Annotated in this window: 21 protein-coding genes; 4 read left to right on the plus strand and 17 right to left on the minus strand. The window is 46.6% G+C overall.

Annotated elements, in window-relative coordinates; all coding sequences use genetic code 11:
* Positions 1-191: 191 nt before the first annotated feature.
* The 3 genes from tnpA to GN277_RS12250 all read right to left on the minus strand — a co-directional run bounded on the left by tnpA (position 192) and on the right by GN277_RS12250 (position 3705).
* Complete coding sequence (gene tnpA / locus GN277_RS12240) at positions 192-647, minus strand: IS200/IS605 family transposase (protein ID WP_159751301.1); 456 nt, start codon at positions 645-647, stop codon at positions 192-194.
* A gap of 263 nt (positions 648-910) precedes the next feature.
* Complete coding sequence (locus GN277_RS12245; protein ID WP_159751302.1) at positions 911-2038, minus strand: AAA family ATPase; 1128 nt, start codon at positions 2036-2038, stop codon at positions 911-913.
* 218 nt (positions 2039-2256) lie between these two features.
* Positions 2257-3705, minus strand: a complete 1449-nt coding sequence (locus tag GN277_RS12250) for an aminoacyl-histidine dipeptidase (protein WP_159751303.1) — start codon at positions 3703-3705, stop codon at positions 2257-2259.
* A 113-nt stretch (positions 3706-3818) separates the two neighbouring features.
* On the opposite strand from GN277_RS12250, the gene GN277_RS12255 reads away from it, so the two are divergent.
* Positions 3819-4745 (plus strand): nucleoside recognition domain-containing protein, encoded by a 927-nt coding sequence (locus GN277_RS12255; protein ID WP_159751304.1) that lies wholly within the window; start codon positions 3819-3821, stop codon positions 4743-4745.
* A 10-nt stretch (positions 4746-4755) separates the two neighbouring features.
* Here GN277_RS12255 and GN277_RS12260 read toward each other — a convergent pair whose 3' ends face one another.
* From GN277_RS12260 to GN277_RS12285, 6 genes are read right to left on the minus strand one after another with little or no spacing between them, the layout of a single operon-like run.
* Positions 4756-5379: a FliH/SctL family protein gene (locus tag GN277_RS12260; RefSeq protein WP_159751305.1), complete on the minus strand. Its 624-nt coding sequence runs from the start codon at positions 5377-5379 to the stop codon at positions 4756-4758.
* A complete protein-coding gene (gene coaD, locus GN277_RS12265) occupies positions 5379-5873 on the minus strand; it encodes a pantetheine-phosphate adenylyltransferase (RefSeq protein WP_159751306.1) in 495 nt (164 codons plus the stop codon). The genes GN277_RS12260 and coaD overlap by 1 nt, the downstream gene beginning before the upstream one ends.
* Positions 5867-6436, minus strand: a complete 570-nt coding sequence (gene rsmD, locus GN277_RS12270) for a 16S rRNA (guanine(966)-N(2))-methyltransferase RsmD (RefSeq protein ID WP_159751307.1) — start codon at positions 6434-6436, stop codon at positions 5867-5869. The genes coaD and rsmD overlap by 7 nt, the downstream gene beginning before the upstream one ends.
* Positions 6437-6440: 4 nt before the next feature.
* Positions 6441-8153 (minus strand): ABC-ATPase domain-containing protein, encoded by a 1713-nt coding sequence (locus GN277_RS12275; RefSeq protein WP_159751308.1) that lies wholly within the window; start codon positions 8151-8153, stop codon positions 6441-6443.
* A 41-nt stretch (positions 8154-8194) separates the two neighbouring features.
* A complete protein-coding gene (locus tag GN277_RS12280; protein ID WP_244324693.1) occupies positions 8195-8887 on the minus strand; it encodes a pentapeptide repeat-containing protein in 693 nt (230 codons plus the stop codon).
* Positions 8888-8915: 28 nt separating this feature from the next.
* Positions 8916-9452 carry a prolyl-tRNA synthetase associated domain-containing protein gene (locus tag GN277_RS12285; RefSeq protein ID WP_159751310.1) on the minus strand — a complete coding sequence of 179 codons (537 nt, stop codon included), beginning with the start codon at positions 9450-9452 and terminating at the stop codon, positions 8916-8918.
* Positions 9453-9650: 198 nt separating this feature from the next.
* Here GN277_RS12285 and GN277_RS12290 point away from each other — a divergent pair, with 198 nt between their 5' ends.
* Genes GN277_RS12290 through GN277_RS12300 form a run of 3 tightly spaced genes read left to right on the plus strand, consistent with a single transcriptional unit; the run spans position 9651 to position 12527 of the window.
* Positions 9651-11183, plus strand: coding sequence for a DUF1538 domain-containing protein (locus GN277_RS12290; RefSeq protein WP_159751311.1), 1533 nt, complete (start codon positions 9651-9653; stop codon positions 11181-11183).
* A gap of 55 nt (positions 11184-11238) precedes the next feature.
* Positions 11239-11922: a P-II family nitrogen regulator gene (locus tag GN277_RS12295; protein ID WP_159751312.1), complete on the plus strand. Its 684-nt coding sequence runs from the start codon at positions 11239-11241 to the stop codon at positions 11920-11922.
* An 11-nt stretch (positions 11923-11933) separates the two neighbouring features.
* Positions 11934-12527 carry a Maf family protein gene (locus GN277_RS12300; RefSeq protein ID WP_204162826.1) on the plus strand — a complete coding sequence of 198 codons (594 nt, stop codon included), beginning with the start codon at positions 11934-11936 and terminating at the stop codon, positions 12525-12527.
* Here the strand turns inward: GN277_RS12300 and GN277_RS12305 are convergent.
* The 8 genes from GN277_RS12305 to GN277_RS12340 form a co-directional block, all read right to left on the minus strand.
* Complete coding sequence (locus tag GN277_RS12305) at positions 12482-13321, minus strand: DUF3114 domain-containing protein (RefSeq protein WP_159751314.1); 840 nt, start codon at positions 13319-13321, stop codon at positions 12482-12484. The genes GN277_RS12300 and GN277_RS12305 overlap by 46 nt on opposite strands.
* Before the next feature lie 90 nt (positions 13322-13411).
* The gene (locus GN277_RS12310; RefSeq protein ID WP_159751315.1) at positions 13412-13930 is read right to left on the minus strand and encodes a GNAT family N-acetyltransferase; all 519 of its coding nucleotides are present in this window, start codon (positions 13928-13930) and stop codon (positions 13412-13414) included.
* Positions 13917-14807 (minus strand): damage-control phosphatase ARMT1 family protein, encoded by an 891-nt coding sequence (locus tag GN277_RS12315; RefSeq protein WP_159751316.1) that lies wholly within the window; start codon positions 14805-14807, stop codon positions 13917-13919. Before GN277_RS12315 ends, GN277_RS12310 begins: the two co-directional genes overlap by 14 nt.
* A gap of 70 nt (positions 14808-14877) precedes the next feature.
* Positions 14878-15054, minus strand: a complete 177-nt coding sequence (gene rpsU, locus GN277_RS12320; RefSeq protein ID WP_004054229.1) for a 30S ribosomal protein S21 — start codon at positions 15052-15054, stop codon at positions 14878-14880.
* A 148-nt stretch (positions 15055-15202) separates the two neighbouring features.
* Positions 15203-17842, minus strand: a complete 2640-nt coding sequence (gene alaS, locus GN277_RS12325) for an alanine--tRNA ligase (protein ID WP_159751317.1) — start codon at positions 17840-17842, stop codon at positions 15203-15205.
* 94 nt (positions 17843-17936) lie between these two features.
* Positions 17937-18305: a response regulator gene (locus GN277_RS12330; RefSeq protein WP_159751318.1), complete on the minus strand. Its 369-nt coding sequence runs from the start codon at positions 18303-18305 to the stop codon at positions 17937-17939.
* Positions 18306-18364: 59 nt separating this feature from the next.
* Complete coding sequence (locus GN277_RS12335; protein ID WP_159751319.1) at positions 18365-18826, minus strand: chemotaxis protein CheX; 462 nt, start codon at positions 18824-18826, stop codon at positions 18365-18367.
* Positions 18827-18855: 29 nt separating this feature from the next.
* On the minus strand, positions 18856-20652 hold the full coding sequence (locus GN277_RS12340; protein WP_159751320.1) for a DUF342 domain-containing protein: 1797 nt from the start codon (positions 20650-20652) through the stop codon (positions 18856-18858).
* Between the last annotated feature and the right edge of the window lie 70 nt (positions 20653-20722).

A 20722-nucleotide genomic window follows, 5' to 3' on the forward strand; every position in this document is an offset into this window, starting at 1 on the left:
CCATTGTGGATAAGTTGCCAAAAATAAGTCAAAAGTAATACAAAATCATGACCACCCGTCAAACGGGTGGTTTGCTCTGCGGCTATAAGCCGCTGTTACCGGCCAGCGCCTAAAGACGCTGGCTTTCACTTCGTTCAAGCCACTACGCCCTTGACTCGTCGCCGCCCTTCAAAGGGCGTTCGTAATACCGGCTACCCCTTGAAGGGGTCCTCGTATTCCTTCACGCTCAACTTGTCCTGCATAACGTCACTTTTCTCCTGATCCTGAATATACTTCTTTATTGTTGCCTCGTTCAGACCTACTGTGCTGACATAATATCCCTCCGCCCAGAAATGCCGGTTCCCGTATTTGTACTTCAGGTTTGCGTGTTTGTCAAATATCATCAGAGCACTTTTCCCTTTCAGATATCCCATAAAGCTTGACACGCTGTACTTGGGTGGTATACTTACCAGCATGTGGATATGGTCGGGCATCAGATGTCCTTCGATAATCTCCACTCCCTTATATCCGCAGAGCTGTTTTATAATGTCACGTATACTTTCTTTGTATTGATTATAAATCGCTTTTCGTCTATACTTGGGAGTAAAGACAATATGGTACTTGCACATCCATTTCGTATGTGCCATGCTATTCGTCTTGTTAGCCATAAAAATCACCTTTCCTTTCGTTATGTAGTAGCTTGAACAACTCTATCATAACGGAAAGGTGATTTTTGTGCTATAAGCACTTGCTACACCACCCGCATAGCAGGTGGTTTTTTGTTTCGCACGCCTCCGTTTTTCGGAACACGAAAAAACTCCGCCGCACTCAACCGGCTAAAGCCGATAACACAAAAAAAGAGAAAAACACATGAATTCGTGTTCTTCTCTTAATTTAAAAATACGTCGATATAGTCTCTCATGGATAAATTCTATATTTTATAACTGGGCAATCCTCCAAACACCCCGCTAAGATACATCTTCTCAAGATTCTGTGCAACCCTGGGCTGTTCGTCGGAAAAACGGTGCGGTCCAATTTCCTGCTCTCCTGCCCTTTCCACAGCAAAAATCTGATCCGGACGAAGCAGCGAATTAGACAGAAGATTCGTGGAGTGGGAGGTCAAAAAAAGCTGGGCGGCAGTCTCTTTCTCCATCATATATCTAACAAGAAGCTCTTCCACCCTGTTGTGCAGTCCTACTCCAAACTGATCAATCATCAACATTCCTCCCCTATTGGCAATCCAAAAAAAGGCAGGCAGCATATTTATAAGGGTTCTGATTCCTGACGACTCCATACAGAGGGGAATCAGAGCATCCCTTCCCTCTTGCCGAAAAAACAGCCGCTTCTCTCCTTCTGACTCAGAGTCGCCTTCTGTTTTTGTATCTGTCTGACCGTATTGAATCAGGAAATGAAGCTGGTATTCCGTTAAAAAGTCATTTATTTTTTCAGTTCCATGTTTTTCCACGTATTTTTCCGCGCTCAGGCCCTCGCCGTCAAAGGCAGAAATCCTTCTGGAATAAGTATCTATGTAGACTGAATTTTTCAAATAATTAAGCCATCTGCCCAGAATATCATGATCGGAAAATTCTGACTTTACAGATACCTGTCTTAGAAAAAGAGCCGAGTCCTCCACATCACACAGGATGGTTTTCTTCCCGTCAATCCATTTGCTTTTCTTTCCCAAACGCCCGATCACGGTTTGATTGTCAACCATTAGATTCTCCTCCACAAAGGAATTGCCGGAAAATGCAAAGGAATAAACCAACTCATGTCCGTCTATATCAAATTCATACAAAAGACGGCTGACCTTCTCCTTTGAAAAAAGGCACTGGTATGATGCCAGGTCACATGTACTCTCTCGGAATAAAAGCTCTAACAGCAATTTCACAGACTGAAGAATTGTGGTTTTGCCAGAAGCGTGCTCTCCCACAAACAACGCCCCTTTTAATACTTTTCCAAACGTATTTTTTTCTAAAAACTTATAATTCGTCTTTCTGAAATCAAAAACTGTTTCATTACTAAAACATTTAAAATTATTAATACTCAATTTTCTCAGCATGGTACACTCCCCGCCATCTCTATATTCCGAAAAAATTTTACGAATTATTCTTTGCAACAGGAATAAAAATACGGATATTGTAAACTATATTTGCAATCTATTTCCAGATTTATTATACCAAAAATGGAAATTTTTACAACCAATTATTCTTTATATGCAAAAAAATCCGCAGAGGTCACACCACTTCTGCGGATTCAGGAAAACGTTTATTTATTTGTCTATTTACAATTTTTCAAAACTGCCTTCAAATACTCCCAGGATCTTTTTGTGGAGGCAAGGTCAAGGGCCTCATTAACTGAGTGTACATCCAAAAGGTTTGGACCAAAGGATACACAGTCCAAATCTGGACGTTTGCCAAGGAACAGGCCGCACTCCAGCCCTGCGTGGATTGCCGAAACTACAGGTTCTTCTCCATAAACCTCCTTGTATGTATCCACCATAATCTGACGCAGTCTGGAATTGGGGTCGTACTGCCATGCCGGATACTCGCCGGTCACTCTGCCCTCTCCGCCCGTAAGCTTTGTGCACACCTCCAACTGCTCTTTTAATTGGTGCTTCCTGGTTTCAACTGAGCTTCGTATCTGGAAGAGTGCCCTTACGCAATCTTCTCTTGTCTCTACTACGCCAATGTTCAGAGAAGTCTCTACCACACCTTTAAGCTTGCGGCTGTATTCCTGAAGCCCATTGGGGCAAAGCTCCAGATAAGCGATGACATTTTGTGTGGATTTGTCGTCAAATACTTCACAGTCTGTCTCCTCAGAAACGGAGGTATCCACTTTAAGTCCAGGCTCCTCGCCCATGAACTCATCCTTCCAGATCTTCTCCATCTCCTTTGCCTTCTCAAGAACAAGCGACTGCACGTCCCCTGCAACCAAAAATTTCGCGGTTGTGTCAAGGGTAATTACATTGTCCTTGGACCCGCCATTGACGCTGACCAGATTGAGGCTGACTTCTTTTGACAGACGATAGAGGAAACGTCCCATCATCTTGTTTGAATTACCGCGCTGCTTATGAATCTCTGCGCCAGAGTGACCTCCCAGCAGCCCGTGAAGCCTAAATGTCACAAGGCTTCCGCTTTTCTTCTCCTTATGTACGGGAAGAATGGACTCATACTGGATTCCCCCTGCACATCCGGTTGTCAGGATGCCCTCCTCCTCTGAGTCAATATTAATAAGCATCTTTCCTTTAAGCTGGTTCAAGTCGATGGCGTGGGCCCCTCCCATTCCGTCCTCCTCGTCTACAGTAAACAGAGCTTCAATGGGAGGATGAGGAATATCCTTGCTGTCCAAAACTGCCATAGCCATAGCAACAGCGATTCCGTTGTCGCTTCCAAGGGTAGTATTCCTCGCTCTCAGATATCCGTCCTCGATGTAAAGGTCTAAACCGTCCTTCTTGAAATCATGGTCAGAATCTGCCGTCTTCTCACACACCATATCCAGATGCCCCTGAAGGATAACCGGCTCGCTATTTTCATAGCCTGGGGTTCCAGGTTTTCTGATAATCACATTATTGGCCTCGTCCTGAATAAACGAAAGCTCCCTCTCCTTTGCAAATGCAGCGCAATAATCGCTAATGCGCTTCGTGTCGAAGGTTCCGCGGGGAATCTGACACATCTCCTCAAAAAACTGGAAGACCTTCTGGGGCTCAAAATTCTCTAAAACTGCCATTTGTTTTTCCTCTCTTTTCTAATAGTTATTTCTACTATCATTATGTTACATCCTTCATAAAAAATCAACAAAATCCATAGAATTATTTTAAGAGAAATAAGATTGGAATTACCATGAAACGATTACTTACAATCCTGTGCGTACTCCTGTTCTTTACCGCTATGCTCATCTTTCCAAAGGAAACCTTCCAGGGGGCAAGCTCTGGCGTGCTGCTCTGGTTTCACACCGTACTCCCAACACTCCTTCCCTTCCTGATTATATCCAACCTTCTGATACATACCGGAGCCATCAATTTGATTTCCCGCCTTCTTGCGCCAATCTTATGCCGGTTCTTTCGGGTGTCTCCCTACGGCGCCTTTGTAATCCTGATTGGATTTCTGTGTGGCTGTCCTATGGGAAGCAAGGTAACCGCAGACCTGCTGAAAAAGGAGGCGATCTGTGAAAAAGAGGCCCGCTATCTGCTGTCTTTTTGCAACAATACAAGCCCCATGTTCATTGTCAGCTACATCCTGTGGCAGAACCTTAATGTCCCCGAACTGACCCTGCCCCTTCTCACCCTGCTGACGGCAGCGCCCGTTCTGTTAAGCTTCGTCTTCCGATGTCTCTACCATATTCCAGTGCAGGGAGTATATATTACCTCCCAGGATACCCTCTCTGTAAATGGCAGAGATTCTCTGGATACTTGTATCATGAACGGCTTTGAGACCATCACTCGGATTGGCGGATACATTATCCTGTTCTCCATCCTGATCTCCTTTGCAGAGCTGATTATTGCTAAATCGGCTGCCGTTACCGCCCTCCTTTTGCCTACTCTGGAGATTACCACTGGAATCACCATGATCTGCAGCTCCCCTCTGTCCCTAAACAACCAAATCATCCTGGCCCTGGCCCTTACGTCATTTGGGGGATGGTGCGCGGCTGCTCAGACTCGTGCAATGATAATGGATACCTCCCTTCCCTTGGGCCCCTACATAGCAGAAAAACTGATTACCGCATTGGTAACCAGCCTCCTAGCATGGTGCTTCCTGTCATTCAGATAAAATACAGGTATTACATTAAATCCTCCTCATTCACAGTGAATTCCGGCTCAGGCTCTGAATTGCCATACTCCGCCTCCAGCGTGGCTGCGGACTGATCCGGAATCTCAAGCTCTGCTCTATTGTTGTGTACCATATCAAAACATTCCTGAAGGGAGTTCACAAGCCCGTCATATTTCGTGGTGTAGCTGTCAAGGGTGTGCCCAATAATGCTCTCCGCATTGGCCAATAGATCATCCGTATACTGCATGGCGCCGATTCGGATATCATTGGCGTCGCGGGTTGCATTGTCGAGAATCTCCTGGGCCTGCTCTGTGGCCGCAGTCACAATCTCATTGGCCTGGGCATAAGCCTGCTGCATAATCTCATGCTCACTAACCAGCTCGCTGGTATGAATCTGCGCCTCCTCAATCATACTGTCCGCCTTCGACTGGGCGTCTGCCAAAATGGCATCCTTATTGGCAATGATTTTCTGGTAACGCTTAATCTCATCCGGCGTCTTCATCCGAAGCTCTCGAAGAAGCTCGTCCATCTGGTCTTTATTCACGATAATCTTGGAAGTAGATAAGGGTTGAAACTTACAACTGTCAATATACTCCTCGATTTCGTCGATAATCTGTTCAATACGGCTGCTCATTAATCTACACTCTCCTTTTTCTTCATCTTCTCTGTAATCCTGTCCGCAACTGGCGCTGGAACAAACTGAGAAATATCTCCCCCAAAAGCTGCCACTTCCTTCACTGTTGTTGAACTCAGGTAAGAATATTCAAGTCTGGTGGTTAAAAACGCTGTCTCCAAATCCGGCGCCATCTTGTGGTTGGTCTGTGCCATCTGTAGTTCGTATTCAAAATCCGTAATCGCCCTCAGTCCGCGGATAATCATACATGCATCCACCCTGCGGGCAAAATCTACCAGCAATCCCCCAAACGGAAGGATTCTGACGTTCGGTATGTCACTCGTTACTTCCTCTAACATTCTAACACGTTCTTCTACGGAAAACAACGGACTTTTTGCTTTATTGTTCAATACCCCAATAATTAATTCGTCCACAAGCTTTGACGACCTTAGGATCATATCCATATGCCCATAGGTGACAGGGTCAAAACTCCCCGGATAGATGGCCCTTAACATATCCCTTTCCTCCCTGTCGGCTCAAGAAACACATGCTTGTTGGTCTTGTACACCTTGTTCTTGATGATGGTAAATCCCAGTTCTTCTGCATAAGCAAAATCCGTATCCTTTGCCGTTTCTACAATAATCACACCCTCTGGCGCTAGAAGCTCTGAGCCTGAAAGATAGGTCAGTACACGCCGTTCTAACTCCTGCCCGTAAGGAGGATCCATGAAAATATAGTCGAATTTCTTCTCTCCCTCCAGCTTATAGAGGGCTGTCATGACATCCATAGTCATGGTCATTCCCTTTCTCTCCAGGTGGGTGTGGGAAAGATTGTCCTTTACACACTGCATTGCCCTGGGATTCTTCTCCACGAACACAGCCTCCATAGCGCCCCTGCTCAATGCCTCAATCCCGATACCGCCGCTTCCTGCAAACAAGTCCAGAAAGACACAGTCATACACATAGGGCGACAGCATGTTAAACAATGTCTCCTTAATGCGGTCTGTGGTGGGGCGCGTCTCTATCCCCTCCAATGTCTTTAGTTGTAGCCTTCTTGCACTACCTGCGATTACTCTCATCTGTCTACCTCCTGGCAGTCCCTAACTTGCGGTATCGGTTCAGGCAGGCGTAAATCTCCTGCTTCCTGGGCATCGCCAGGTTCCCCGATAGGTAGCTGCCGTCACATACTGCGCCAAGTCCCTGAGAATCCAGCCTTTTATAAAGTTCTTCGATGGTCTGGCTAAGGGTCTTTTTTCCGTCGAATACATTTTCCTCCAGATGCTTCACCACATTTCCAAGAGTGACAAGCTGCTCGCTGTCCACCAACTGCTCTACATACCTTAAATCAATCGTCTCATGGTTCAGCGTCACGCCGTCGCGCCCCATGGTCTTAATCTTAATGCGCCCCTTGCTCTTAAGCGCCGGATAACTGCGAATCTTTCGGTCAAGGGAAGGCTTTTTCGGTCCCTCCTTTGGAAGCTCAAGCTTTGGATAATCCTCTGCCGCCGCCTTTGCCTCCTTTGTAATCTCCTTTGGCACATAACGGTCCATCTGCACAATGGAATCCGCCACCTGAAAATATGCGCCTGAGCTTCCCGCCACGATTACGGTGGAAATCTTGAACTCCTCATAGAGAGCCCTAACCCTCTCGATAAAAGGCGTGATGGGCTCCATATCCCGATGGATTACCCGCTGCATCAGCTCATCCCGCACCATAAAGTTCGTGGCGCTGGTATCCTCATCTATTAAAAATACCTTTGCGCCAGCTTCTACACTCTCCACCACATTTGCTGCCTGGGAGGTGCTGCCGCTGGCATCCTCCGTATCGAATGCAGCCGTATCCTTTCCGTTTGGAAGATCATTGATAAACATGGAAATATCCGTATGCTTAATACTCCTTCCATCCTCCGCCCGAATCTTCATGGCGGTGGGATCTGTCACCACGTACTCTCTTCCGTCTCCGGCAATATGGGGATACACGCCCATCTCCAATGCCTTAAGCAAGGTGGATTTGCCGTGGTAGCCGCCGCCCACAATCAGGGTCACCCCCTTTTTAATCCCCATCCCGCTAATCTTACCCCTGTAAGGAAGCTCCATAGTCACCTCCATGGACTTAGGCGACACAAATGGAACAGCCCCCTTCATGGGACGCTGTGACACGCCAGATTCTCTTGGAAGGATGGAGCCGTTTGCCACAAAGGCAACCAGTCCCATGGCTTCTAACTGGCTTTTGATGGCCTCCTGGTCCTGGGCCAGCTCCACGACCTTCTTAACCCGTTCCTTGTCAAGTCTTCCATAATACAAAGCCTTCTCCACACAAGACGGAAGGAAATCATAGAGAATCTTCTTAAGCTCACGTGAATTAATGGTCCGCCCGTTTGCCGGAAATCCCACCTCAAACCGTACCGTCACATCACCGCTTGACGGGTTAATCTCACAGGCTGTCCTCTCCAGAATCTCCTGTGAGCACCTGGTTACATTGATAATCCCACTCTTGCCTGAGCCTTTTGCCTGGAAGGAATACTGCTGAATCTGTCCATAGAAATTCCGAATCAGCATATCCTGCAGGGCAATCCGTTTATGCTTCCTGTCAAACAATTCCTTAAGGAAGCCTGCCGCCCGTCCGGGAACCCGCAGGCTTAATTTGGAGGGCGCCGCAAAAGGATCCCCCTGTACATGGTCGATAGACAATACATATCTCTGGAACTGATAAACTCCCTTCGTGTCTTTATATGCCGGATAACCCCTGTGGTCAATCCTATCTAATAATTGTCTTAAATCTTCTGCTGTCTTCATCTGCTCTCCTTTACATTTATTACGTTCATTCCCCTTCACCGCTAATAGGCAATGGCTTCCTCTCTTGACATCCAGAAATGAATCCCTGTCGTTGAATCCATCCACCGATCTTCATTAAAATCCAAAACCTCCACCCATTGGCCTTTATGATAAACAAAATTTTCATCCACCAATGACCATGCTTCGTCAAACTCCTTCGTGGAATCAAAGCTTTTGATGGTCAAAACCTTTGCCTTGCTGCACCGGCAGGAAGGAAGTGTGGCCGATGTCCTCTTTGCATCGGCAGGAATCAAAAGCTGTACAAGCCGGTCGTTCACACATTTTTTATAGCCAAGAAGCGCTCCTTTTTCGGGACAGTGCATCCGAAACCATTGAGTCTTTTCATCGGAAATAATTCCATCAAGCCTGGCATACTCAAGAACCGCGCCAAAGAGGCTAGCTCCCCGAATGTCGCAATTCCTCATATCACAATACCTTAATGAAGCTGTCTTCATGTTCGCATTCTGGAAGCTGGCCCCCTTCATAGAGCAGCCGTCAAGAAGCACATTTTCTATGATTGACCCGCTAAAATCCACGCCGTCAAGCCTTACATTCTGAAATGAGCCAAGGGTAAAATCAATCCCTGACAGAGAAAATCCGGAAAGGTCCATATCCTCAAAGGAAGCTTCTCGAAGAGATAGGCTCATATTGCTTTTCTGCCCCGCCAAAATATCTTCTAACTGTCCCTTAGACATTTTTCTCACTACAATACCCCATTTCTTCCTACAGCGCCACAATTCTTGCCCTGTGATGAATCGCCGGAAGAAACTTATTCAGCAGGTCTTTGGTTTTAAACTTCAGATGGCTGGTATTAATCCCAGGATTACATCCGAACCACTCTGCCTCTGCAACCTCCTTATCCACAATTACCTGTACATAGTCGTCCTCATCCGTCAGAAGTCCCGCCACACTTGCAGAGCCAGGCGTGGTTCCCAGATGCTCCATCATCTTCTCTGGAGGAGCAAAAGACATATGGGAAACTCCCAGCTTCTTACTGAACGCTGCCGTATCAAAAGCCTTGTTGGCTGGCATCACCAGAAGAAAGAAGGTGGTCTTCTTCTGGTTGCACAGAAATACATTCTTGCGAATCTCCGTCCCAATAGCAACGTCAATGGCAGCACATTCCTCCATGGATGCCGCCGGATCATTATCCACCTGCTCGTAGGGTATCTTTAATTTATCCAATGTCTCATACATTTTTCTCTCCAAAGGCATCCTCTCATTTGTGGGCGCCGTTGTTCTGATCTCACTGATATACATACTTTTTCCTCCATCTTAAGTCAGAGCGCTGCCTGACCTTATTATTCCCTAACATTATAGCGAATCATTTGTAAACTGTAAATAAATAACGTTAAGAACCTGTTAAAAAGAAATGAATCAGTTGCAGTTCTTTTGACAGTCATGTTAAAGTGAATATATCTACAAACAGATATCTTTATAGAAAGGATCATTCATTTCATGGAATTCTACCAGACAAAATTCGCTGAAAAATTAGAAGAAGCGTTAAAGGCAGTACTTCCCATTATCGGGCTTGTATTACTTCTTAGTTTTACCATCGCGCCGGTTTTGCCAAGCATACTCCTTTTGTTTCTGTTCGGAGCCGTACTCCTTGTCATTGGTATGATGCTCTTTACTCTTGGGGCAGAGCTTGCTATGACGCCCATGGGGGAAAAGGTGGGAACAAAGATGGCCAATTCTGGAAGAATCTGGATTGTATTCTTTCTTTGCTTTTTTCTGGGCTTTGTTATTACCATCTCGGAGCCAGACCTTCAAGTATTGGCAGAGCAGGTTCCCTCCATTCCCAATATAGTCTTAATCCTGGCGGTCGCTTTTGGCGTCGGCTTCTTTCTGGTGGTCGCCATGATGCGTATGCTCTTTTCCAGGGCCCTGCCCCCCTTGTTAATCCTGTGCTATATCATGGTATTTGTACTGGCATTTTTTGTACCAAAAGATTTCCTTGCCGTAGCTTTTGATTCTGGAGGCGTCACCACCGGCCCTATGACCGTTCCCTTTATCATGTCCATGGGTGTGGGCTTCGCCGCCGTCCGAAGCGACAAACACGCAGAGGACGACAGCTTCGGGCTGGTGGCCCTCTGCTCTATCGGACCCATTCTGGCTGTGCTGCTGCTTGGACTTTTGTATCATCCAGGCGACGCCGTTTACACGCCTAAGCCCCTTCCAAAACTCCATGATTCCGTAGAGCTATGGCAGTATTTTGCCAGAGGGATTCCAGAATACATGAAGGAAATCTTTATATCTCTCCTTCCCATAGCCATATTTTTCGCAGCCTTCCAGGCTGTATCGCTGAAACTAAAGAAAAAAACGATTCTTAAAATTATCATTGGCGTGGCCTATACTTACATTGGGCTGGTGCTTTTTTTAACCGGAGTAAACGTGGGATTTATGCCTGCCGGAAACCATCTTGGACAGACGATTGCAGCCCTTTCCTACCGATGGATTTTAATTCCCATCGGCATGATCATCGGCTATTTCATTGTAAAGGCGGAGCCTGCGGTCTACGTACTGATGGAGCAGGTAGAGGAGATTACCTCCGGAGCGATCTCCGGCAATTCCATGGGAGTGAGCCTTTCTCTGGGCGTTGCCGTTTCCATCGGCCTTGCCATGACGCGGGTGCTCACAGGAATCTCCATCTTCTGGTTCATTCTTCCGGGATATGTGATTGCAATCATCCTGTCCTTCTTTGTGCCTAAGATTTTTACTGCCATTGCATTCGACTCCGGCGGAGTGGCCTCCGGCCCTATGACCGCAACCTTTCTCCTTCCCTTTGCCATGGGCGCGTGTCAGGCGGTAGGAGGAGATATTGTACGGGATGCCTTTGGGATTGTTGCCATGGTTGCCATGACGCCCTTAATTGCAATCCAAATTCAGGGAGTTGTCTACAAATTCCGCGCCGGTAAAGGTGAAATTACTGTACCAGAAACAGCATCCTATCTTGATATCCTGGCAGATGATGATATTATAGAGTTATAGAAATCAGGGAAAATTGCTTACAGACGGCAATTAGCTCCCGGCAGGAGGAATCTTTATGAATTCGGTCTTTATGCTTGGCATTATTGCAAACAGAGGAATACGCGAGAAATTCATTCAGTTTTTTAAACTTCACAATATCCATGTGACTCTAACCGTACTTGGGGAAGGAACTGCCAACAGCGCCATCCTCGATTACCTTGGAATGGAGGCCACCCAGAAGACCCTCTACTTTGCCTTCGTCACCTGGGATACCTGGAAATTACTGAAAAAGGACTTGTACGCCCAGGTTAAGATTGACGTCCCTGGCAGGGGAATCGCATTTCTGATTCCCTTAAGCAGTATCGGCGGAAAGACACGGCTAAAGTACCTTACAGTGGGTCAGGAACTTTCAATCGAGGAGGAAAGCACATTGCAGAACACAGATTATGAATTATTAATTACCATCGCAAATTCAGGATATATTGAGACCATCATGGACGCGGCAAGAAGCGCAAACGCGCCAGGCGGCACAGTAATCCACGCCAAGGGAACTGGTGCGAAGCACGCCAAACGTTTCCTTGGGATTTCTCTTGCGGAGGAAAAAGAGATGATCTTTATCGTGGTGCGCAAGCAGCAGAAAAACGGGATTATGAAAGCAATCATGGAGCAGGCGGGGACCCAAAGCCCTGCAGGCGGAATCATCTTCTCCCTTCCAGTCACAAGTACGGCAGGGCTTCGGATGTTGGAGGAGGATACGTAAAAAGGAGAATTATCATGAAATATATACTTGCATCAGCTTCACCGAGAAGAAAAGAACTGTTGACACAGGCAGGATTTGTATTTGAGGTAATCCCCTCCTCCATTGAGGAAAAAATTACCAAAAAAGCGCCCGCCGAAATTGTGATGGAGCTTGCATCCCAGAAGGCTAATGATATATTTTGCCGATACGGCACAAAGGATTGCGTCGTAATCGGAGCAGATACCATTGTCGTTTACAGAGATGAGCTTCTGGGGAAGCCTAAGGACAAAGCAGAGGCATACGATATGCTCTCCATGCTTGCAGACAGAACCCACCAGGTTTATACTGGCGTATCGTTAGTCATTTCCAAAAAAGGACGGGTGCATACAAGGACGTTCTATGAAGCAACGGATGTCACCTTCTGCCCTGTAAGCAAAGAAGACCTTCATACCTATGTAGAGACAGGCGACCCGCTGGACAAGGCGGGTGCCTATGGAATACAGGGTCCATTTGCCGTCCATGTAAAATGTATTAATGGGGATTATAACAATGTGGTAGGGCTTCCGGTCTGCCGTCTCTATCAAGAATTGCTGACCGAATATCCATCCCCTTTATCTGAACCATAGCAATACCTGTTTTTGATATCTCCCAGAGCCTTTGCATGTTTGCAGGGGCTTTTCCACTCTTTTGCAATCTGTTTCCTTAATTCTGTGTCAAACAGCTTGGGCGGCTGAATATCCAGCCTCTCATGTACCTTGTCATTCTTTGATGCGTAATTAAATGACTCTGTATCCATAATCTGCCGCTGGGCCTCCTCCCATGCTTCTTTTCCCTGCTTTAAATATTTCTGCCGGTAATAGTTAATATCGCTGATCACCCTTCCATGGTCATCCTCCTCAAGCACATTCCACTGGCTTACAAAAGAGCCGTCCCTATCAATGATAAATTCTGAATGAAAATCCGGTGTAAGCCGTTTCTTGTTCTCATGTCCCTTCTGGTATTTTCGGTAGCTTAAGCCAGAAGGATATTTATTGTGCAGCCTTGCTGGTTCCCGAAGCATCTTAGCGCCATTTTGCCCGCCCCACTCTAAGGGAGCGCGCACATATTCCTTAAGGGCTTCCTCGTCTGTCATCCCCTCTTTCTTAAAGTTTCTTCGGATATATGCAATATTATGCCGGTCAATGTACATCCGGAACTGATGGAGCATTCGGCCCTCTGGGTCGCCCAATATGCTTAATCCAGTTTCACCGTATATTTTTTCCATATCAGCGGCAAAATCTCGGAAAATTTTTCCATAAGGTGGAACCTTCTCTCCCACACAGAATCCATGTTTCAGTTGAAGCATTCCGTTCTCGTCAATATATCCTCCCATACTATGAAGCAAATCCAACATACGATTGGATTCTTTATGCTTAGACATTGTGTCATCTCCTTTTTATTGACATTATCTTTCATATATTTAGTATATCTGGAGGACAAAGCTCTGGTTAGTATCTCTTTTTAATACTACTTAAATATGTAATTCATATTGATATTCATATCCTTCTACTTCTGAAGACTTATTTTTTCTTCCTCCAGATGTACCTGTCCGAGACATTCCAAGCTTTTCCATAATTTTGTATGACGCAACATTCTCGGCATCACAGTGGGCAATAAAATCCTTAATATGAAGCTCTCTGATGGAATAGTCCATCAATGCTGCCGCAGCCTCGTAAGCAATCCCCTGTCTCCAATACTTTTTATTAATAATCCATCCCATTTCGCCATAGGAAGCTTCGTTCAGATATAAGCTTACTGCCCCAACCTGCTGATTCTCATAGATAATGGCAAACTCATAAAAGGATGGTGCATCCAATGCCCATTCCTTATCTGCCATTTGAAGGAATTCCTTGGTTTCTTCTATGGATTCATTGGGCAAAAAAAGCATATATTTGGTATTTTCTAAATCAGACGCATACTCGTGCACTGTTTCCAGATATTTCATTCCCAGTGGTTTTAAGGTTAATCTTTCGGTTTTAATCGTCAGCATTCCTTATTCCTCCTTTTACATTCTTCATACAGAGCATTTTCATCTCAGGCACTCCAATATCATCCGCAATCACCCTACATTTGGTCATAAGAAGAAAATATATATTCTTTCTCTCATCACTCAAACATTCATAATTTGCCTGTCCCTTTGCAATCACAATATCCGCTTTGTGATATATTTCCTGAAATTCCTTTGAAGTCCGATGAAGTACAGTCCCTAATGAGGAATCTCCGTTACTTAAGACTGCCGCGTAAGCATCTATTCCCACTCTGTAGGCATCCTCCTCCACAGAATCATTCACAACGGCCTCTCCCCGCGTTGCAAAAAACACCTGACAGCAAGGATTGAGCTCATGAATCTTTTTAATCAGAAGCTTATCAAGACAGATTTCCCCGCAATTATCTCCCAGATAGAAAAGCGTCTGTGCTGTGCGAATCTCCTGGCTTAAAAGCAGGGAGTCGTCTACTTCCAACGCTTCCTCTTTCAGTCTCTTAAAACAAGCTTCTATATCTGAAGGCAGCAAGGCGTGAATGGGGTTGAAATCAATGATATTCCCGATTATCGCATATTTGATGCTCTCAAGAAAAGGATTCTTTGATTCATGGATCTCCTGCTCCAAGCTTGGAAGCTGTTCTAAGAACAGCTCGTTATAATGTTCTCTGGTTTCTTTATAAGGGTCGTCACAGCCTGTTTCCCTTTTTAACAGCCCAAAAATCCTGCCAATCAATTCAGGGGTGGAAGCCCCTTTAAAATCAACGGTGCTTAAATAGGCGAATACCTTTCTTAACAAATCATCCTTATCTTTTAATCCCACCATATCCGCTACCTTGATTGTCTGATTTACAATACAAGGGATGCATTTTTCTTTTATTCTCATAATTTTCTCCATAAAAAATATCTGAATCTAAAAAATAGAGTGTCCATAGACACTCTATTCATTGCACATATTAATTATATTTGCGTTTTCTAGCAGCTTCTGACTTCTTCTTACGTCTTACGCTTGGCTTCTCGTAATGTTCTCTCTTACGAATCTCCTGCTGAATACCAGCCTTCGCACAGTTTCTTTTGAATCTGCGTAAAGCGCTATCTAACGTCTCGTTTTCTTTAACGATTACATTTGACATACTCTCACACCTAACCTCCCCTCCAGTCCATATTGTGCATTATACGACTGTTCGGGTATTTTTCTTGCACTACATAAGATTATAACACATATTTCCATAACGTCAATATTTTTTTCTCGAATATCTGCATAATCTTTATTTTTTGTTATTATTTTAACTGACTTTCAAGTAATTCTGCAGCTTTTGCCAGGGCGTCGCTGATTCCCTCAGGGTTCTTTCCGCCTGCCTGGGCCATGTTGGGGCGTCCGCCGCCGCCGCCGCCCACTAAAGCTGCCGCCGCCTTTATCAGATTGCCTGCGTGTGCCCCGCGGTCCATAGCCTCCTTTGTGGCCATAGCCATAAGGCTTACCTTGCCCTCTGCGGCCGAAGCCAGCAGGATTACGCCCTCGCCCATTTTTTCCTTTAACTGGTCGCCAAGGTCCCGAAGCCCGTTCATGTCAACGCCCTCCACCTTTGCGGCAAGGAGTTTCACACCTTTTACGTCCGTCACCTGGCTTAGAATGTCCTTTGCCGCATCCTTGGCAAGTTTACTCTTTAAGCTCTCAAGCTCACTGTGCAGAGCCTTATTTTCGCTAAGCAGATGGGAAACCTTCTCCGCCAGGTTATCCGGCCTCGCCTTTATGAGCTTTGCCGCCTCCAGAAGCTTGTTTTCCAGCTCATGATAATAATCCATCAACCCCTTGGCTGTAAGCGCCTCAATCCTTCGCACACCGGCGGCAACGCCCGTCTCAAAGAGAATCTTGAACGCAAGTATCGCGCCTGTATTTCCTACGTGTGTGCCGCCGCAGAACTCAATGGAGAAATCGCCCATGCTGACAACCCGCACGATATCCCCGTACTTCTCACCAAACAAAGCCGCCGCTCCTGTCTTTCTCGCTTCTTCAATCGGCATATTCTCTGCCTTCACAGTCAGGGACTTACGAATCTGCTCATTAACAATCTCCTCCACACGACCTAATTCCTCTGGAGTCAATGCAGAGAAATGGGTAAAGTCAAAACGAAGCCTGTCCGCATTTACCGAGGAGCCTGCCTGCTCCACATGATTTCCCAGAACCATACGCAGAGCCTTATGGAGAAGATGGGTGGCGCTGTGGTTATTGGCAGAAAGAGAGCGGTTCTTTGGGTCCACCTTAAGCGTCACCGTGTCCCCTGCCTTAATCATGCCTCTTGTCACATGGCCGATATGTCCGAATTTGCCGCCTAAAAGCTTCACAACGTCCTCAACCTTAAATTCTCCGTCCCCAGTCGTAATCATCCCTCTATCGGCCTCCTGGCCGCCGCTGGTGGCATAGAAGGGCGTCTGCTCTACAAAAATCGTTCCTCTCTCGCCCTCCAAGAGTGCATCGGCAATTTCTGTATCTGTCGTAAGAACGGTTACTTTGGAATCACAGGTCAGTTTGTCATACCCCACAAACTCTGTAGTAATGGCTGGATCAATAGACTCATAGACCGTCACGTCCGCACCCATATAATTCGTAACCGCCCTTGCGCCCCGCGCAGTTTCTCTCTGAAGGTCCATGGCCTTCTGAAAGCCTTCCTCGTCCACAGACATTCCTTTTTCTTCCAGTATCTCACGGGTCAGGTCAAGGGGGAAGCCATAGGTATCATAGAGCTTAAAGGCGCTTTGGCCCTTAAGAGTCTTAACTCCCTTAGAAGCCATCTCCTTTACCATATCAGCCAGGATAGACAAGCCCTGGTCAATGGTCTTGCTAAACTGTTCCTCCTCCTTTGCCACCATTTTGAAAATAATTTCTTTCTTCTCCTCCAACTCCGGATATCCGTCCCTGGAGCCTTCAATCACTGTTTGAGCCAGCTTCACAAGGAATTCACCCTGAATATTCAGGATTCTTCCATGGCGGCAGGCACGGCGCAAAAGGCGGCGCAGCACATAGCCTCTTCCCTCATTAGAGGGCATGATTCCGTCGGAAATCATGAAGGTCACGGAACGGATATGGTCTGTAATGACACGAATAGATACATCTGTATCAGCATCCTTGCCGTACTCCACACCCGCAAGTTCACAGACATGGGTTCTCAGGGCCTTAATGGTATCAATGTCAAACATGGAGTCTACATCCTGCACAATGCAGGCCAGACGTTCAAGACCCATTCCGGTGTCAATGTTCTTCTGCTCAAGCTCTGTATAATGATTGTTCCCGTCATTGTCAAACTGGGTAAATACATTGTTCCAGATCTCCATATAGCGGTCACAGTCGCAGCCTACCCTACAGTCTGCCTTGCCGCAGCCATATGCCTCCCCGCGGTCATAGTACACCTCGGAGCACGGTCCGCAGGGACCGGCGCCATGCTCCCAGAAGTTGTCCTCTTTTCCAAACCGGAAGATTCTCTCCGGCGCAATCCCAATCTCCTTATTCCAGATCTCCCACGCCTCGTCATCCTCCAGATACACAGACGGATACAGCCTGTCAGGGTCAAGACCTACAACCTCTGTCAAAAATTCCCATGTCCAGTGGATGGCTTCCCTCTTAAAATAATCTCCAAAGGAGAAGTTTCCAAGCATCTCAAAAAACGTACCGTGCCGCGCTGTCTTCCCCACGTTCTCAATATCCCCTGTGCGGATGCACTTCTGGCAGGTGGCAACCCGCCTCTTCGGGGGAATCTCCTGTCCAGTAAAATAAGGCTTCAGCGGCGCCATCCCCGAATTAATCAGCAACAGACTCTTATCGTTATGCGGCACCAGCGAAAAGCTTTTCATTTTTAAATGCTCCTTGCTCTCAAAAAAATCAAGAAACATCCTTCGCAATTCATTTACTCCGTATTTCTGCATGATATCCTCCTGTTTTTATTCTGGCCAAACCAGACTCTAAGAAATAATTATAAAGAGAAGCAGGCGGTTTGTCAATGTTCCACCTGCTTCTCTTTTATGACTGTGCCATTGCTTTCTCAAAAGCCTCCAACAACATCTCCCGTTCCAGCGGCTTGTACACGAATGCTTTTACACCAATATTATCCGCTTCGTTAATCGTATCGTCATACGCCAGGGAAGATACCATCACAATTCTGGCAAAGGGATAATCCTTCAAAATTGCTTCAGCCGTCTCCAGGCCGTCTATTCCGGGCATAATAATATCCATCGTCACCAGGTCCGGATCCACCTCGCCGTACCGGTCGATAGCCTCCTCTCCATCCCGACAGTAAGCTACAATCTCATAATCTGTGCCCGCCAGTAGCTTCTGCATCTGCATTTCAATTACTCGGGAATCATCCACCACCATGAGTCGCTTTCCCATAAGATGCCTCCTTCTTAAAGCTTATTATCATGTTCCATATTATGTTGCAAAAAAAACGCCTACTTTTCCTTCGGCTCAAGACAGGTCAGCTCTGCATTCTCATTACCGTCGCTGGTATACACAAGCTCAAAATGCTCGCCACACCCCTCCGGTACATAACGTCCCTGATGAAACGACGGGATCCCAAAACGGGAAGCCACCTTCGTTACCTGGTACAGCCGCGCTGCAATCTGTCCGCACAACATATTAAAATACTCTTTTGAAAAATCTTCTACATCCTGATGTGTAATTTCTTCTTCCTGCATCATATACTTTGTCAACCGGGCAAACAAGGACGCCTCCGCACACATTGACACACTTGTGCGGAGTCCCCGTTCAAAAGTCGCATATACTGTATACATCTCACCCGTCGGCTTGACATTGCCCTGCTTAAGCGATATTCCGGCTGCCTGCTGCGTCACGCCGCGGGTAATCTGATCAAAAATTTCTTTCAATCCCTCCTGGGGTACTACAGTATCCAAGTAAATCCCCCTTTCGTATAGTACAGGAGCTACAATAGACAAATCTCTCCGCCCACCAGCCTTGCATCCACCATACTGGTCTCCTTAGCCAATGGCATCGTCAGATCCCCGATGGTAAGCGCCACTCCCGGATAGGCAATGCTGCACTTAAGCCTGCATCCACCCTGCTCCTCCAGCTTTTCCTTAATCTTCTTAAGCTCTTTATCAAACTGGCTAAGCTTCATCCGACCAATGGACAAATCCAACCGAAGCTTACCCATACGCTGGGTTCTTGTGGGACTGTCTGGCTGGCGTTCAAGCTTTTCAAGTTCAGCCTCCTGCTTTTTAATGTTCAGTAACAGGGTCTCCCTCTCGAAATCCGCAAAGGGCTGTCCCCCCAAAAATATAGAAGTAACACTTTCTGATTTTGAGCCGACAACCTTGGCGTCTACCCCCTGGGCCGCTCGAATTCGTCCGCCGATAATTGTTCCTCTTCCGCTGCGGACATTCACCTCACCGTCACAATATACGTCGCAGTTTACAATACAATCTGTCTGCAGGCTTCCCCGACAGTGAACCGTACAGTTCTCCATATACTTTGCGTAAACATCATGGTGCGCTCGAATCATTGCCCTGGAATCACCCAGAATTCCCTTGGCTACAATCAGGTCGCCGCCCGCTTCAATCTCGGCAGCCTCCACGACTCCGTCAATGGTAACATTCCCGATTGTACGAACCGAAAATCCGCTGCCTACATCACCATGAATATGTACATCGCCCACAAAATTAATATTACCAGTAGAAAAGTCTACATTCCCGCTAATCTCCAGAACAGACTTAACCACAAAGCTGCGTCCGCTGAATTCCACACGCCCCGCCTTAACCGCCAGAAGCTGCATTCCATCCTCACTGGCCTCAGTATTACGTCCTTTAGGAAGACTCGGTGTCTTTCCTTCCTTGCACGTAATCTCCTCGTCCAATACCGTTCTTCCCGCAACTCCGGGCACGGGAGGCACAATCTGACAGATGGGCTGCCCCTTTTCCACATTCTGGACAATATTCAAGTGGAAATAATCCACCCTGCCGTGCTCATCCTCCTCAAACTTCTTTCTGACATTACGCTTGAAGAAGTCTTCAATATAGCCGTCCTTCCCATGAACGACCGCCCTGCCCCGCGCAATCAGGAACAGATGGAAGTACCGGTCTTGTGCGTCAGGCAGCGCATCTAAAAGCTCCGTATTCAGTCCATAGGAAACGCCGCTCTCCTTCAGAATCCCGTCCAGCATCTCCTTATCCAGTTCCCTTCCTTCTCCTATAGGCGGAAACACAACAAGCCATGCGGCCAACTGATCAACGGTAACATAAATAAGAGGCTGTGCATCCAGTTGGAATGGTGGTTCTTCTTCCACTTCCTCCTCCCCATCTTCCTTTGCCTCAGACTCCTCCTCGGAAGGCGACTCTGGCTCCGGCTCCTTGGGAATCTGTGACAGACGGTCAGCAGCTACGGCCGTAATCGCTCTGCGAAGCCGTGACAACTCTTTTTCCAGATTCTCATCCACAGGCCCGTCGTCATCTCCGTAATCCAACCGCAGATGTGGGAGCGGTGCATATCCCACCTGCTCTCTCCATTTCTCATATAACAGGATAAACGGATGCTCATGGGATAATATCAGTTGATTTATGTCAGGTTCAGGCTGGGGCTCTGACAAAGGTACCGTCTGATCTCCCTGTATTGGTTCCAGATCCGGTAACGATTGTTCTTGGGATTGTTCCTGAGCATGTTCCCCATCCCGCTCTGTCCTTTTGAAACCAAACAATCGACCCCAAAAACCACTCTTAAACTCCATACTTCTCCACCTCCCTTATCAAAATCTATCGGGCAGAATACATAAAAACAAAAAGGCTCCGACAATAAAC

Source organism: Sporofaciens musculi (assembly GCF_009830285.1).
Taxonomy (GTDB): Bacteria; Bacillota; Clostridia; order Lachnospirales; family Lachnospiraceae; genus Sporofaciens; species Sporofaciens musculi.